The following is a 16370-nucleotide window of genomic DNA, read 5'->3' as shown; positions in this document are numbered from 1 at the left end:
GGTTCTCTGTCCTCGAGCCGAAACGAGTTTCGGAAAACAGAAAGCTGCATGTAAGCCGACTTTGACAGAAAGGCCAGGTTCGGGCCTTTCTGTCAAGTCGGCTTACACTCCGCTTCCTCCCGTTTTCCTACACTCTCTACTCCAATGCATCCCAAGGCGCCAATTCAATTGGCTTGTCTTTCAAAATCGCTTGTTGGGCATCCGTCAGGTACTTCTTATGCACGACGACCTCGTACACAAACTGGTCCATCCAGTCGTCCGTCATCACAAAGTAACCCTTCTCGCCGTTCTTTTCGCCCCAAGAGTTCTCCACCTTCCAGCGGTTCGGTTGGCCGTCCACCAGGTTAACGCCTGTCAGCGTCATGGCGTGGGTCACCTCTGCCTCGTGGTATTCAAACCGCTTGGCCTTGCTGAGGGTAAGGTCGATACCAAACAGCTCTGCCTTCCGGTACAGATTAGCGTCCAAGAAGCCCTGTTCGCGACTCATCTGCTGGAGCACATCGTTACCGAACCAGATCGTTTCACCGTCCTGCAGCTGTTGAATGGCCGTCTTCTTGAGGACCTCCATGTCGACATTCAGGAACTGGATCTGCTTGCCGCCCACGATGTTTTCCTGACTGGCTAACCGGTACAGCTTATTCAACGGCTTGTCTGGTGAGTTGGTGACCACCACGTAGTCGTCCAAATCAACGTCAAATTGGTCCTTGAAGAAGTTCTGCGGCGTCAGACCAGGCTCACGGTGCGTCTTCTTATCGTCATCCGTGTATTCCAAATCAAAGCTGGTCGGCGGCTCGCCAAATGAATAGGCCGCCATCCGATAGACTTCACTGACCATGGCGTGGCGTTCAGCCGCTAGATCAGCACCCGTCGCTTGTTGGGCCACCATGTCTCGCAACACAACGGCATCCCGGCGCATTTTCAGTGCCAGCGTCGTCGCAAACGCACTCGTATGTTCCGTGTTGTAGGTCTCCGGCATGGCGTAACTTGGCACCACGCCGTACTTTTGCACGAGGGCGGCTGCCATGGCCCACTGACCACCGTCGCCTCCAGCCATCTTCAGGTAGAAGGTCACTTCCCGGTCGTCGGCGGGGCGGTCGGCCGTTTCAATAATGTGTTGGTAAAACATGTTGGCGCGCTCGACCTTGTCCCAGAAGAATAGGTAGTTTTGTGACAGCTCAAAGTCCTTGACCTTGTGGGTTGTCGCAACTGGTGCCGCAGCGTGTTCAACAGAGAGAATTCCCAGCAGCGGCCAGATTGTTTCTGGTTGGTCACAGCGCCAGTGGGGACCTCAACGGAGAACGTCCGGTTCAACCGCGTCTGTGCCTGCGGGTCCTGTGAAGCCGCGTTGACGCCGTTGTTCATTACGGCTCGACTGATCACATCAGCAGCCGGCTGGCCTTCAAGGTCTTGATGAAAGGCCAAAAAATCGTCTTGTGTCAGTGGTGCATTGGGTGTTGTTGTCATTGAATAACCTCCTTGGATGATAATGGTGAGTCTATTTTACACCAAGTATTTATATCTGATTTAATTTAAGAATTAAAAATTAAAATCAATACATTTTCGTCTATATATAATAACAACCCAATATCGAACTAAATCAAATTGGAATCTGATTGTTTTACATGTACACATAATACGTGTATGATATGAGTTGTAATAAATACTTAGGAGCTTAAATAGTGATTTATTATGATTAAGAACTTTGCCGATAAAGAAACCAGAAAAATTTTCTATCAATAATGCTCAACAAAGTTGCCACAAAGTATACAGCGGATCGCATTACGTAAACTACTAATAATTGATCATGCATTTAATATCAACGATTTACGAGTACCGCCCGCAAATCATTTGGAACGCTTAGTCGGTAATAATAAGCAAGACTACAGCATTCGAATAAATCGTCAGTATCGTATTTGCTTTTCAGTTGAAAACTATAATGAATTTACTCAAGTAGAAATAGTAGATTATCATCGCGGATAGGAGATATAAAAATGAGAATACCAACACCTAAAATTAGTGAAATTTTGAAGGAAGAATTTATGGACCCGTTACATTTGTCAGCCTATTCAATCGCTAAGGCAATTCAAGTCCCAACCTCAAGAATTCAAGATCTTTTACACGATCGACGCGCTATTTCAGTAGACACTTCTGTTAGACTTGGAAAGTTCTTTGGTGTTTCAGAGCGTTTCTTTTTTGATCTACAAACTGATATTGATATCCGAAATGCCAAAGAAAAAAACAGTAAAGTTTATAATGGCATCAAGCAGTATCAGCCACAATAACACAAAAAAAGCGACAGATTCGTTTAACCGAACCTGCCGCTTTTTATTTTAATATCCTAGACTGTTAATATTATGCCGTTCCGTCTTGGTCCCCGTCCATGCAGGCACCTTCACAACGCCAGCAACCTTGCTCTTGTAGACAAAGCCCCAGTAACGACTATCGTTAGACACGCTTCGGTGATCCCCTAAAACGAAGTACTCGTTCTTTGGCACCTTCGTCACGTGTTTACCCCAACCGTACTGCTTGGCTAACGAGGCCAGTGTCCAGTTAGCACTACCGGTACCGCCTGTGGCTTGGCTCTTGCTGATGAAACTTTGGTTGACCTTCTTACCATTCACGTAGAGGGTGTTGTTCTTAAAGGCAACGGTGTCCCCTGGCAGGCCGATGACCCGCTTCACGTAGTCGGTACCCGGCTTAGCTTCCGGATCCTCACCGTGCGCATCAAACACGATGACGCTCAAGTGCTTGATCTTTTCTTGTTTAAACATCCACACACGTTCGTTATTGGTTAAGTTCGGTTCCATTGATGGTCCATCCACCCGGACAGGTGACAGGACATAAGTCTTAAGCCCGAACGCAACGATCAGCCCAATGGCGATTGGCACGATCCAGCTAAGGATCTCTTTAAGTGCTTTCATTCTTCTACCCCTTCCCTTAACACAAGTGTGTTAGGGTCACATTTTTCTCTATTATAACAGTCCTATATTACTCTATTTGCCAGGTATCACGCAAACATTACAGGTGGTTTTGACAAATCTTAGGGGTTTTGTTGTCAAAATGTTATATAGATAATGCCTGAAGTCCGTTGCACTCCGCAATTTGGCACTCCGTGTGGTGGCTCGCAGCTCCGTGCCAAATTGCTGCGTTCCACTGATGTTGAGCAGAATTTTTCATTTCGTTAAGTATCACAATAGCGTTAAAACTAGCTTGCGGAGAATCCGCCCTCGACTGCTAATAAGGTCATTGACAGCAATACTTCTCAGAATGTGCTGGCTAACTGTAACACTTAATTGAAAAGTTTTATGATATCTTTTATTACAGTTCAATTCCATGGTGACTAGTACAAGGATCGTAGCGTATTGGAGCTGTTCGGCATTGCAGGCTGTAGTGTCGGTGGTCGTTAGCGACCGTCCTTGGGTCGGTTACGACCATGGGAGACGTAGGAGATCCTTGAATTTCTAGTGTATATTGCGGAAACGTGTTCCGCAGGCAGGGCCGAACGGCGCAACGAAGCGGGATTGTTCCGTATATTTGACTCAGCTAACAACTATGTAACAGAACTGTCCATCATAAAACATCCGTTGCTATTCAACTGCAGTAAAAAACGTCACCGGCAACTTTATGTCAGTGACGCTTTTAAATGTCCTATTGCTTGATGGTGCCGAAAACAGTTTGGTGCTCATAATTTCTTTAGTATTAGCATAGCACATTTACCGTCAAAATAAACGTAAAAACGTGTAAAACCGGTGTCTTAACATCTAAGACTGCCTTGACAATCCCCTGTTCGTTTTCTACAATAATTCCAACCAAACTTTTGGCTATTTTAGTCATGGTATCCTGACTAATCCTACAGAGTGTGAAGTGGGGCGTTTTGCCCCCAGAATATAACAGGCACCATCGAAAATCCCGATTGGATTTTGATGGTGCCTTGTTATATGGCCGGGGGCAGCCCCGCTGAACACGTTTCGGCAATAGGAAAGAGAACCGCTCCAAACCTAACCAATTGCCTCTTTCAAAACCATCCGATAAACTAACACTAAACACCCAAGGGAGGCTCACCCATGCAAACCGTCCCACTCGAAACCATCAACAACCACCTAGACGACTATCTCACCCAACTCACCGCAAATGCAGATCCGATTCTCATCACCAACCACGACGACTCAGACAGCGCAGTTCTAATGTCCAAGAACGACTATGACTGCATGGTCGAAACAATGCGAATCCTAAGCAATCCAGCACTTATGGCAAAGATTCGCCGCGGCAGACAGCAAATCGCTGATATTGAAAGTAAAAAACGCTCGAGGCTTTAAAAATAACATCAGACTCGCGACAAAAGGTTACGTCTACACTGACGTACCTTTTTTGTGATGACTATTAACGCGTCTTCACCATTGCACTCGTTTTATCAGCCCGCCGTTTCGAACGCACTAAATGGCGGTTCCCAAGATAATCCTGCTGATACAGCTGCAGCGTATCCAAACTCGACAGCGCCACTTCTTGAATGACGTAACTGCCGTCGTGGGCCTTAAACGTTACGCTGTTGTTTGAAATATTGATCTTGCCAAAGTAACAGTCGAGGCTGGTGACCTCATCGGTGTGCCCATCCGGATACTTTAACCGGATCGGGTGCTGCCGTTCGATGTGGACGGAATCATCAGGGTATAGGGCGCAGATGAAGGCGTCGTTGGCCGTGACCAGCTGCCACTGGTCATGCGGCTTGCGGGCGGTGATGACGCGGTTGGGCAACGCTGCCTGCTTAAAATCAGCCGGGTACAGCGGCACGCCAGCGTATCCTTTGGCGTTGCGGTAGATGTCCACGCGAACCATGTGGGAGTTGCTGGCGACCCCGCGTCCCTGGTGAACCGGCGTCAGCAGCGTGGCCTTCTTGGTCACCTTGACCTTCGTGACGACCATGTCCTGCGACCCCGTTGAAATGACCAGCTGGTTTTCCGGGAATGCTTGCTTGCCGCTGCCGCCATTGGCTGTTAGTGCCACCTTCACTGCCGTGTAGACAACCTGATTACTGCCATCAGGCGCTAACGCATAGATCCCTTTAGCGCCGGTAATCTGGTCGCCATTCTTTGCCAGTTTCAGACTGCTGATGGCAACGCGCTGGGTCACTTCCCCCGTTTGGTCATAATGCTTGGGTGAGAACACCGTTTCCTTATGCACTTCACCGCCGATACTGTGGTGCGGTGCCCGGATTGCGAAAACCGGTTTAAGTGGGTAATTTCACGATGTTGATAGGTGTGCCAACTGCGTTGAATCATTGTTGTTGCCGGATCATCAGACAATCGGCCGGTGAGTTCAGCACGAAAGTCTGGCCAGGGCAGCGGCACCTGATTTTTCACTTGTAGATAACTTGGATTCAGCTGCCCATCGCTGTCGGTCAACTGACTGAAAGCGGACCACAGGGCTTCGTTGTGGCTGATCTCCCGCGCCGTACTATAGGTGGCCAGCAGATCAATATACGCTGGTGTGAAGCACCCCGTGACGACGGCTTGAGCGGCGTACCGCAGTGTTGATTCACTGGGCAGCGGCACGCTGAACCGTTGCAGCAATCTGGCTGTTGCCGGATAACTCACAGCCGCAACGGGTTCCTGATAGCCGGCCCGGAAACGCAAATTTTGTGTAAAATAACGACTGAGTAACTGACTGAATTGACGGTCATCGCCAAGGTGCCGCGTGCGCCAACGGGACTGATCACGAGCGGTAATTTCCGCCTTAAGCAGGTGTTGCCGTTTGCGATACGACGTGATGGTGTCGGTGACCCAGGCGATAAATCTTTGGTGGTGCTCACTATGTAGAAATGCAAGTGGCAGTTGGTTGCCCTTCTGCTGATTATTGGCCGTTGCCGTAACCACTTTATTGCAGTAGCGGTCATCGAAACTAGCCGAATACGGGATGATATGGTCGATCTGGTAGTACGCATCGTTAAACAACCGTTCTGGATCAATGGGCTGACCGGTGTAGGGGTCAATACCCTGCTGCTCGGTAAACAGCTGGTGCTTCAAAATATTTTCACCGTTTGCCGGAATGCCTAACTGATTCAGCGTTGCCACTAACTTCTCGTGAGCTTTCACCGTCTGCTGTTGGCGCTTGTTGGCATCGACGCGTTTTTGAAACGGCAGGGTCATCGCTGGCGCCACGCTAAACCGAAGCGCGTCCAGATGACCATAGGCAGCTTGAACGGCTTTGACCACCTTGAGCGCCATGACAACGGCGCGCTTAGCCACCGGATTCGTCAGCTGATCATAGAGGGCGACGCGGTCGAGTCGCTGGTCGTTTAGACCGTACCCCGCTGTCTCAAGTGACACTGCGAAACTGCGCCCGCGCCACAGAAACGGCCAAAGCTGCCGCATCGTTTTTAACGAATACTGGCTGTACGACGTGTAATTGAGGGCGGCCAATCGCGTGATCTCTTCGTCAGACAACACGTCGAGCTCTTCCAGTGCTTGTTGTTTCGACTGGTCGCTCGAGTAATTGGTGAGGATGGTGCCCACCCGGTCGATCAGATCGGTGTCGTCGGCGTACAAACTGCTGCCAAGCGCCGTTTGAATCTCATTGATTGCCTTAAAATCAACGATAACAGTGTGTTTTTCGGCCTTTTTAACCGGTTCGTCCTGGTAGGCGACCTGATTAAACCTGACTTCCGCTGGTAAATTAAGCGCCTGCCGAGCCTGGTAGAAATCAAGTCGCTGCTGTTGCCGGGCCAGGGCCAAGAGGCAGTGGCGCTGACTGACATCCAACGCCGTCAGGCCCCGGTAGTCGCCGCCCACTAACTGGATATCGTTTACCGTTTTCATTAACTTAAACTCGCAATAGGTTCTCGTGGCCTTTGCCGCGCGCTTTTCACACGCATTCAGCGGGTCATTGCCCACCATTTTCTCAATCAAATTCCCGCCAAAGCGGCTCGGGGCACTCGGTCCCGTATCAAAGTCGCGCTGGCTCTTAAGTAGTGCTATGTAGTCTTTCTGAAACGCCCGTGACAGCCGCGGGTCGCTTTGGCGCTGGTGATTGATGATCAACCGCGCCTCCGACACGATCCACTCGCGCAACGGATGCACCAAATAGTCTGCTTGGTAATCCTTATTATGTTTACAGGCGCGATACCGCGGGTCGCGTACCAGCATCTCGCCAAACGTCCGGTAATGACCCGCTTGAAAGACCTGCTTCGTTGCCTGAATCGACTGCAACAGTCGCCCTAACTCAGCTGGTGATTGACCAGTCGTCTCCGAACGCGCATTAGACCTAAAGCCGCGGTGACCGGCCAAATAGTACAGCACCGCAAACAACTCACGACTCGTCAATTCTCCGTCCAGACCCTGAACCCGCAGCTGCCAAATGTCCGCTGGTTGCAGTTGCTGATTAAAGTAGGCCGTCATGTCCGCGGTCGTCAACAACCCATACTTAAGAAATAACTGTCTAACCCGCTGTTTCCGGAATTTGGTGCGCCGGTTACAGCGTCGTGCATGGCGGCGTTGTCGTGCTGGTAATGCCAGTGACGCGCCGTCCTTTGGATTTTCCGCCGGCGTAAACTGCACCGTGTTGAGTTTCAAGATGCGCTCAGGCTTCCCCCGCTCATCCGTCTGCAACACCGCGTAGCCCACCGCCGCAATATCAATGTTCAAACTCAGTAAAACCCCCATATGCCACCTCTTTCTTTTGAAGCGGGCAATCTGTTTCTGGTGGATAATGGCGCTACGTTCCGTGATTTGGGCACTGGAAGCTGTGGTGGCTCCACTGCTTCGTGCCCAAATCACTGCACTTCGCTCACAGTGCTGACATAACTGAGGTTAGCTTAGTACCTACCGCTCAGAAGTGCCAGTTTGTGTATTATCCGCCCTTGACTGCCTTTATGGTGCCGTCTAAGTAACGCTTTTGTCTGTGCATTTTTCCTACTATTCAAATCTGACTGGATATCTCAAAAGTGTATCCTTCGTGTTGCCAATTGCTGCTATGTATAACCTGAGCTGTACTTCCAACGCATTTTCAAAGTTAAGCACTCATTCTGTTACATATCACCACTATGAAATGATTCCATTATCGTCGACTTTTTCCACTAAGCTGCAGATTGAAGACTTCTACTTCATAATAACGGTAGGTGTTCGTTAACTGGCCATTGCTAGCAAGTCCACCAATGCCGAAGTATCGCTGTCGATGAACTTATCAGCAGTCGAGTGCGGAGTCTCTTCGAACTTGGTTTATTGCTATCGCCATACTTAACTAAAGAATAAAGTCAGCTCTGTGTATGTGGAATGCAACGAACCATTAACAATGCGTTACCCTAGTCAAGCAAAGACCCAAGATAAACAGATAGCCCCCACCTTCGATATTGAAGGAATAGGGGCTAGAGCTGTACGGCAGATATAAAATCGCCTTATCATGGTATCCTTACTAATCCTACAAAGTAAGTTTGGCGCTTGTACAAGCGCTTTTGGTTATTATACGAAAGATAGATTAGAAAGTCACCCGTTTTTACTAATTTTTTAATTATTTTTTAACCTTAGTTATCACTCGTACGCTAGCCGTGAATGCCCAGTTCTAGTTTTGCCTGCCGTGACATTTTATTGACCGACCAAGCGGGTTCCCACACAAGATTGATGTGAACCGTGTTCACTTCTGGTAGGGTCATCAAGACCTTGGTAATTGCTTGATACAGGTATTCCGTCAGTGGGCAACCAGCGATCGTCAGCGTCATGGTGATGACACAATCACCCTTGGTTAACGTGACGTCGTAGATCAATCCGAGTGCAACCAGGTTCACACCAAGTTCCGGATCGATCACGGTCGCCAATGCGGTCATGGTCTTTTCAGTAAAGCGGTCAGTTGTCATTCGCCTGCCTCCAGTCGGTTAATTGTGCACGGTTTTAGCTGCCAATTGTTGCTGCTTAGCTTGCGCCCGTTGCTGTTCGCGAATCGTGCCGCCATTTTTTACCAGCGCCCAGGTTGCAGGCACCAAGAAGATCAGGTTAAACCCTTCTAGAATGGCCGTCATCATGAACACGCCCTGGTAACTAAACGCGTTGGCGACGACGGAACCCAGCATTGGACCGCCAACACTGCCCATCGCCTGAAACGACTGGTTGTAGCTGAAGATTCGACCAAAGGCATCTTGTACATAGTGGGTCATCAAGGTTTGAATTGCTGGCAGCATTGCGGCATCCGAAACACCAAGCAACGTCCGCCAAACACCGAGTTGCCAAACATTTTGGGCAAAACTCATTGGAATGAAACACACGATTGCCGCAACTAGTCCGGCACCCAGCACCTTTTCAGGGCCGATGTGGTCGCTTAAACTTCCCAAAATTGGTGAGAAGATCAGCGTCACTACCCCAGGCAGCGATGAGATCACCCCACTGACCATTGCCACTTGGCCGCCATGGTGCATCAGCTGTTTGATCAACAGACTAATGATCGGCGTGATCGACATATTGGCTGCTTGAATGACCAGGGTCGTGATAAACAATCCCCAGATCAACATTGGGTATTTCAGGGTATGAAAAACCTGTTTCATGGGTTGGAGCTGCACTTTGTCCACCGGAGTAAAGTCTTCGTGGACAAAGAACATCGTCATCAAGAAGACCACCAGCATCATGGCCCCGGCAACGAAGAACGACCCGCGGTAGCCAAATGAACTGGCCAACGCCCCACCTAGTAGTGGGCCGACCAGGGTACCGACAACGTTCCCCGTTGCCAACGTCCCCAACGCTTTCCCGCTTCGGTCAATCGGCACACTAGCGGCCACAATGGCGTTCGCGTTGTTGATATACCCGGAGAAGCAGCCCTGAATCGCCCGCAAAATAATCAGAATCGTGACGTTTGGCGCGAAGCCGCACGCCGTAATGGTGATCGTCATCCCAAGTGACGCACGCAAACACATCAGTTTACGGCCATACTGGTCAGCGAGTTTGCCCCAATACGGGGAAACGATGGCCTTCGCCAGGAAGGTGATGGCAAACGCAAACCCGGACAGCAGATTCAGTTGCGACGTCGTAAAGTGCCCCAACGACGCGACATAGAGGGAAATGACGGGCATGGTCATTGAAAACCCCATCCCAGTCATAAAATTCCCGACCCACAGAAAATACAAATTACGCTGCCAATTACTACTCTTTTTCACGTGTCCACCTGCTTTTATGTACGGCATCCGCACCGTTTTGACGCTGCTATGTGGTGGTGCTTGGTTTGGATGCGAAGATTACTTTCATTTTACGCTTGTCGATGATGAAAACAATATGAGTTTTTTGCAATTCCGATAGTGCCGCACTATAAACTGCTGGCCATCAATGACTACAAAGAACGCTAAGCAATCATCTCGTTTGAGAAGCGCTTGGCGTTCAGTTTAGCTAACTTTGATCTACCGACCAGCAGGTGCTGTGGAGCTGCTCTGTTGGGCAGTGCCAGCCTTGCGTTCCGTCCGACCGCGCCAGTATGACGACAGGATGGAACCAGAAATGTTGTGCCAGATACTGAAGATAGTCGATGGAATGGCGGCAGCTGGTGCAAAGTACTTCATGGCAAGCGTGGCACCCAAACTAGAATCCTGCATCCCGACTTCAAAAGTGATGGCTTTGCGTTGCGGATCCTTCAACCGAATGAGTTTGGAGAACAAGAACCCGAGCCCGTAACCAGACAGATTATGCAACATAACAACGGGGATAACCAAAGCAGTAGCGGCGGTAAACAACCCGTCATGGTTAGCTGAAACAACGGCTCCGATGATCAATAGGATGGCTAATTGTGAGATCAACGGCAGTGCGCGGGTGATGGTATCAATGCGTTTGCCAAAGATCGAGTGAATCACAACCCCAAGGATGATTGGTACCAAAACGATTTGGATCGTACTCAAGAACAGGGATTGCGTTGGAATGGCAACATACTTGCCCGCATACAGCAGCAGTAATCCCGGCAGCGCAATCGGTGCCAGCAACGTGGATAACGTTTCAATGGACACATCCAACGCAACGTCACCACCAGCCAGATAGGCCATCACGCTTGATGACGTCCCGCTTGGGCAGGACCCGACCAGGATAACCCCAACGGCTGTGGCACCGGAGAGCTGAAAGATCTGACAAAGTAACCACGCGATAAACGGCATGATCACATAGTGCGCCACCGTTCCTAAGATAACCGGCACTGGCCGTTTAACGATCCGAGCGAAATCCTCACCCTTCAACGTCAACCCCATCCCAAACAGAATGATGCCCAGTAAGTACGAGGTATTTGGAACGACCCAGGTACTCGTTGCCGGTAATAAGTAATTAAACGCGGCCCAAATAATAACGATAACGGTGAAATATTTCCCTAACCACTTACCGAAAGCTTCGATTTTATTCATAATGTAAACCCCTTTTTATGTATGTCAAGGTGGAGAGTGTGGCGCAAGCCGGGTAACTCCCGGAGTGTAAGGCGACTTTGCCGGAAATTCCGGTTCTGAATTTCTGGCAAAGTTGCTTTACACAGTAGGGAGTTGGCTTGTGGAACACGTTTCCACAATGTAAACGAGAAAAATCAACGTCTCCGTGTTACTAGTGAAGACAGAACACTTGTGTCTGATGCACTAACTAATATGCCTATGTTTGTTTTGTCTGTATTGCGTTGTACTGTCACTGCGTTGTACTTGTCGCTGCGTTACGCCGGTCGGCTCTGCAGGCTGAAGTGGGTCGCTTCGGAGCTATTGAATTTCCTCTCAGAAATTCAAGGATCTCCTACGTCTCCCGTATTAGTAACCGACCAAAGTACGGTCGCTAACTAATACCGACACCACAGCCTGCAATGCCGACCGGCTCCACTCCGCTGATATTTGCGGGAAAACAACCGAATCGTTGACTTACAGCCGCCCTGCACTGAGAACCAGTAACGCAACAGAAACGCGTTACTAGTACATCGTCTTAATCGCAGTCGCGGGCGGATAAGCTTCGTACTTGAGCTAACTGTCATGTGGTGCTTGGCTAACGTGCCCTTAGTTGCGGTTACGTGAGTGAAGTGGCGCGATTTGGCACGGAGTTGTGGTGTCGATATCACTTGGTGGGCGAGGGTTTCGGCCACCTAGTGATATGCGAGACGATGAAGATCCACTCGAGAGCCGCGCAGCGGAAATCGAGTTAGCTTCATCGCGAGCCACCACAACGGAGTGCCAAATCGCAGAACGGAACGCACTTGTACCCACAATCACCCCATATGATACCCAAGCGCCACGCGAGCATACCGGCTCATTTTGCTGGGCGACCAGGCTGGCTCCCAAACGATGTCGATTTTGACGTTGTTGACTTCGGGTAATTTCTCAGGCGCGGTGCCGATCATGTTTTCAAGCACTTGTGAGATGGGACAGCAACGGTGGTCAGTGTCATGGTGACTGTGGCAACGCCGTCTGTCAGACTCATGCCGTAGATTAGTCCAAGATTGACGAGGTCGATGCCGAGTTCCGGGTCAATAACGGATTGCAGTGCGTCGATCATCCGATCCTGTAACTCAGCAGTCGTATCGGTAGCGGTACTCGTTTCTTCTGCCATGGTGAACGCCACCTTTCTGCGTTAGTCCGCGTCGTCTTCCTTGCCGAAGAGTTCATCGGCCCCTAACATGACGCCGCCAGTGTTGGCTGAGGTCACCAGGTATTGGTACCGCGCCAGGTAACCGAAGCGGACCTTTGGTTTAAACGGCTTCAACTCTTTTCGCCGTTCTGCAAACTCAGCGTCGGAAACGTCAACGTCCATTGTCCGGTTGGTCAGGTCGATCGTGATCTGGTCGCCATCGTGGATGAGGCAATCTCACCACCGGAAGCGGCTTCTGGCGAAACGTGGCCGACACAGATACCGTGAGTGGCACCGGAGAACCGCCCGTCAGTGATGAGGGCAACGGTGCGGCCTAACCCGCGGCCGATGATGTCGGAGGTTGGGTTCAGCATTTCGGGCATGCCGGGACCACCCTTTGGCCCTTCGTAGCGAATAACCACGACGTTGCCAGCTTTAACGCTTCCGTTATCGATGCCTTCAACGGCAGCGTCATGGGAATCAAAGCAGATGGCAGTACCGACAAACTTGTGAATGTCGGGATCGACCCCGGCCACTTTGATGACTGAGCCGTCCTTGGCGATGTTGCCGTAGAGCACGGACAGCCACCCTGTTCTGAGTACGGGTTATCCAGTGGTCGAATGACTTCTGGATTGAGCGTGTGTGCGCCAGCGACGTTTTCTCGAATGGTCTTACCGGTGACGGTGATGCGGTCGGAATGCAGGCACCCCTTTTCGATAAGTTCGTTCATAATGGCGGGGATCCCACCGGCAGCGTGGACGTCCTCCATGTTCCAAACGGACGATGGTGCGATCTTGGCTAAATGCGGCGTGCGTTTAGCAATTTCGTTGATGTCGCGTTCACTGTAGTCGATGCCGGCTTCGTGCGCGATGGCCAACCCGTGTAAAACGGTATTGGTGGAACCGCCCATGGCCATGTCTAACGCAAACGCATCGTCCAAGGCGTCCTTGGTGATGATGTCGCGCGGCTTCAAGTCGTTCTTCACGTTGACCATGACTTGCCGAGCAGCTTGGCGGACCAATTCGCGTCGCTGATCAGAAACAGCTAAGGCTGTTCCGTTATACGGTAAGGCAACCCCGAGAGCTTCCATCAGTGAATTCATTGAGTTAGCGGTGTACATCCCGGCACAGGAACCACAGGATGGACAGGCGTTTTGTTCGAGCTTGAGGAAGTCTTCCTTGCTCATTTTGCCGTCCTTGAACGCCCCAACGGCTTCAAAAACGGACGATAGATTAGCTGCTTTGCCATCTGGCGCTAAGCCCGCCTTCATGGGACCACCGGAAACAAACGTACATGGGACGTTCGTCCGCAGCGACGCCATTAACATGCCGGGCGTGATCTTGTCACAGTTTGGCATGTAGAGCACGCCGTCGAACCAGTGGGCGTTGATCACCGTTTCGGCTGAGTCAGCAATCAGGTCCCGGCTTGGTAACGAATACCGCATTCCGATGTGGCCCATGGCGATCCCGTCATCGACGCCAATGGTATTAAATTCAAATGGAATCCCGCCAGCCTTGCGAATCTCTTCCTTGGCAATATCGGCTAATTCTCTAAGGTGCACGTGCCCAGGCACGATTTCTATGTAGGAGTTACAAATTGCGATGAAGGGTTTTTTCATATCCTCCGGGTTCTTCACCATCCCGGTAGCGTATAGCAAACTACGACCCGGCGCTCGATCGACTCCAACTGTGATCTCATCACTACGCTTTTGCATATCGTCGCCGCTAACCTTAAAGTTTAACGTATCACTCATTTCCATACCTCCAATAACAAATTATTTGAACGAGGAAACTATGACTATTCAAATTATTATGAATTTTATCATGAGATTTTAATTTGTCAATGGACGTTAAGATGCGATAACCACGATTTTTTGTCTCAGGGTGCGTTAAAAACAAGTCATCACAAGGTCTTACACTTGTCTGATTTTGGGACAATTAAATTTAAAAATGATTGTTAAATCCGAATAATCGTCTCAATTTAGTGTACTATTCAGGTAATATTCAAACGATCGTCTAATTGAGTCCAATTTAAGACCAGGGTTCAACCTAATTAAAAATAATTTTCGTCACCAGTGATTTCTTTTTGTACCACTTATGCCTCAAAAATACCGGGTTGCTCATTTAACCGATATAAAATTTTCTCATTTACTTTTAATTTTATCTCTGCTAAGCTAACAACCATTCTAGGAATTCGAGGACAGACAAATGCCAAACCAAACAGTTTTTGCCATTCAAATTATGATTATTGCCCACATTATTATTAACTAAGATGCGGGACATTTTGAGTGCCCGCACATTGCGGGCCCTGTTTGGTACAAGCCAAGGGCCGTTAAGCTCTTGGCTTTTTTGTTTGAACCGGAAGATTCAATCGGAGGTGCCACCTACAACTTATCCGTTTCAGTGTTTCAAAAAACTAAATTAATCGTTAGGAAGGCGATACCTATGCAAGATACTGATGTTTCATCCGTCGAATCCGTGGCGCCCGTTGCCAAGACCAATCCAGCCGCAACCCTAGCCCGTGATTCTGTCAAAACCGTTATTTTCGCGTCCATGATCGGAACCGCCATTGAGTTTTACGACTTTTACGCTTACGGGACCGCTGCTGCAGCGTACTTTCCCAAGGTCTTCTTCCCGGAAGTTACCCCGACCATTGCCGTCCTGCTGAGTCTGTTAACATTCGGCGTCGCTTTTGTTGCTCGCCCGTTAGGATCGTTGGTCTTTGGCCACTTCGGTGATAAGATCGGCCGAAAGAACACCTTGATCGTGTCCCTATTACTGATGGGCTGCTCCACCGTGCTCATCGGTGTGTTGCCAGGGTATTCCACACTTGGCCTTGGATCAGTTATTTTACTGTGTGCCTGCCGGTTCATTCAAGGTGTCGGCCTAGGCGGTGAGTGGTCCGGTGCCGCACTGGTCGCAACCGAAAACGCCCCCGAAAATAAACGGGCATTATATGGGGCCTTTCCAGAATTGGGCGCCCCGCTTGGGTTCTTCTTAAGTAACGGACTCTTCTTCATTTTGGAATCCGTCTTGACGCCCGCCCAAATGATCAGTTTTGGCTGGCGCATCCCATTCTTAGCTTCAGCACTGCTCGTCATCGTTGGCTTCTGGGTTCGGGAACGGATGCAGGAAACGCCACTATTCCGGTTAGCGCAGGAAAAGAAGACGGTCACCAAGTCACCGCTGACAACGGTGTTCAAAACGAGCTGGCGTCAACTGCTGCAAGGCACCTTCATCGTTTCTGTTACATACACCTTGTTCTACACCCTAGCCACCTGGTCACTCTCCTATGCGACAACAACGCTTGGGTTCTCCAATAAGGAATACTTGCTGATGCTGATGGCTGCCATCGTGGTCTTTGCCGTCATGATAGTGGTTGCTTCTCAATTTGCTGACAAGCTGGGGCGCCGCCGCGTCCTGATCACGGCCTCATCGCTGCTGGTCGTTTTCGCCTTTGCGTTCCCCTACCTCTTACAGGGTCAGCACAACGTTGCCGGCGCCATGACCTTCTTGATCGTCGGCTTCATTCTGATGGGCACGTCCTTTGGACCAGTCGGCGCCGTGTTACCAGAACTCTTCTCCACAAAAGTTCGGTACTCCGGTGCTGGGATCTCCTATAACGTTGCGGCCATTGTCGGTGCTGCTTTTGCGCCAACCATTGCCACCTGGCTGTCGACTAACTGGGGTATCCAATCCGTCGGCGCTACCTAGGTGTCATGGCGGTTGCAGCGTTGATCTCGTTGCTGACTACCAAGGAAACTAAGGAAGTTGATTTCACTAAATAATGGTATGAATAGCGTCACTGGATGAATTTCCGGTGACGTTTTTT

At 49.9% G+C, this 16370-nt stretch carries 9 protein-coding genes and 4 pseudogenes; 4 read left to right on the top strand and 9 right to left on the bottom strand.

Annotation, left to right across the window (positions count from 1 at the left end; translation table 11 throughout):
• Nucleotides 1–136 precede the first annotated feature (136 nt).
• A pseudogene (locus JCM11969_RS13865) lies at nucleotides 137–1464 on the bottom strand (C1 family peptidase).
• Nucleotides 1465–1752: 288 nt separating this feature from the next.
• Between JCM11969_RS13865 and JCM11969_RS17260 the strand changes: the two are divergent.
• Both JCM11969_RS17260 and JCM11969_RS13860 read left to right on the top strand, forming a co-directional pair.
• Complete coding sequence (locus tag JCM11969_RS17260) at nucleotides 1753–1980, top strand: type II toxin-antitoxin system RelE/ParE family toxin (RefSeq protein WP_169790386.1); 228 nt, start codon at nucleotides 1753–1755, stop codon at nucleotides 1978–1980.
• An 11-nt stretch (nucleotides 1981–1991) separates the two neighbouring features.
• Nucleotides 1992–2282 carry a HigA family addiction module antitoxin gene (locus JCM11969_RS13860; protein ID WP_054712072.1) on the top strand — a complete coding sequence of 97 codons (291 nt, stop codon included), beginning with the start codon at nucleotides 1992–1994 and terminating at the stop codon, nucleotides 2280–2282.
• 48 nt (nucleotides 2283–2330) lie between these two features.
• Here JCM11969_RS13860 and lepB read toward each other — a convergent pair whose 3' ends face one another.
• Nucleotides 2331–2921, bottom strand: coding sequence for a signal peptidase I (lepB, locus tag JCM11969_RS13855; protein ID WP_054712070.1), 591 nt, complete (start codon nucleotides 2919–2921; stop codon nucleotides 2331–2333).
• 1143 nt (nucleotides 2922–4064) lie between these two features.
• On the opposite strand from lepB, the gene JCM11969_RS13850 reads away from it, so the two are divergent.
• The gene (locus JCM11969_RS13850; RefSeq protein ID WP_054712068.1) at nucleotides 4065–4316 is read left to right on the top strand and encodes a type II toxin-antitoxin system Phd/YefM family antitoxin; all 252 of its coding nucleotides are present in this window, start codon (nucleotides 4065–4067) and stop codon (nucleotides 4314–4316) included.
• 64 nt (nucleotides 4317–4380) lie between these two features.
• Here JCM11969_RS13850 and JCM11969_RS13845 read toward each other — a convergent pair whose 3' ends face one another.
• The 7 genes and pseudogenes from JCM11969_RS13845 to ilvD form a co-directional block, all read right to left on the bottom strand.
• A complete protein-coding gene (locus JCM11969_RS13845) occupies nucleotides 4381–5178 on the bottom strand; it encodes a hypothetical protein (RefSeq protein ID WP_156319376.1) in 798 nt (265 codons plus the stop codon).
• Nucleotides 5124–7655, bottom strand: coding sequence for a type II CRISPR RNA-guided endonuclease Cas9 (gene cas9 / locus JCM11969_RS13840; RefSeq protein WP_054712064.1), 2532 nt, complete (start codon nucleotides 7653–7655; stop codon nucleotides 5124–5126). The genes JCM11969_RS13845 and cas9 overlap by 55 nt, the downstream gene beginning before the upstream one ends.
• 875 nt (nucleotides 7656–8530) lie before the next feature.
• Complete coding sequence (locus JCM11969_RS13835; RefSeq protein ID WP_054712062.1) at nucleotides 8531–8842, bottom strand: metal-sulfur cluster assembly factor; 312 nt, start codon at nucleotides 8840–8842, stop codon at nucleotides 8531–8533.
• Nucleotides 8843–8860: 18 nt separating this feature from the next.
• A complete protein-coding gene (locus JCM11969_RS13830; protein WP_082409386.1) occupies nucleotides 8861–10129 on the bottom strand; it encodes an MFS transporter in 1269 nt (422 codons plus the stop codon).
• Nucleotides 10130–10366: 237 nt separating this feature from the next.
• A complete protein-coding gene (locus tag JCM11969_RS13825) occupies nucleotides 10367–11347 on the bottom strand; it encodes a bile acid:sodium symporter family protein (RefSeq protein WP_054712060.1) in 981 nt (326 codons plus the stop codon).
• Between the two features lie 833 nt (nucleotides 11348–12180).
• Nucleotides 12181–12521 (bottom strand): annotated as a pseudogene (locus JCM11969_RS13820) (metal-sulfur cluster assembly factor).
• Between the two features lie 21 nt (nucleotides 12522–12542).
• Nucleotides 12543–14292: pseudogene (gene ilvD, locus JCM11969_RS13815) on the bottom strand (dihydroxy-acid dehydratase).
• Between the two features lie 691 nt (nucleotides 14293–14983).
• On the opposite strand from ilvD, the pseudogene JCM11969_RS13810 reads away from it, so the two are divergent.
• Nucleotides 14984–16326 (top strand): annotated as a pseudogene (locus JCM11969_RS13810) (MFS transporter).
• Nucleotides 16327–16370 lie beyond the last annotated feature (44 nt).

The sequence above is a fragment of the Secundilactobacillus paracollinoides DSM 15502 = JCM 11969 genome (assembly GCF_001311135.1).
Lineage (GTDB): Bacteria > Bacillota > Bacilli > Lactobacillales > Lactobacillaceae > Secundilactobacillus > Secundilactobacillus paracollinoides.
This window is presented reverse-complemented; position numbering and strand designations above follow the sequence as displayed.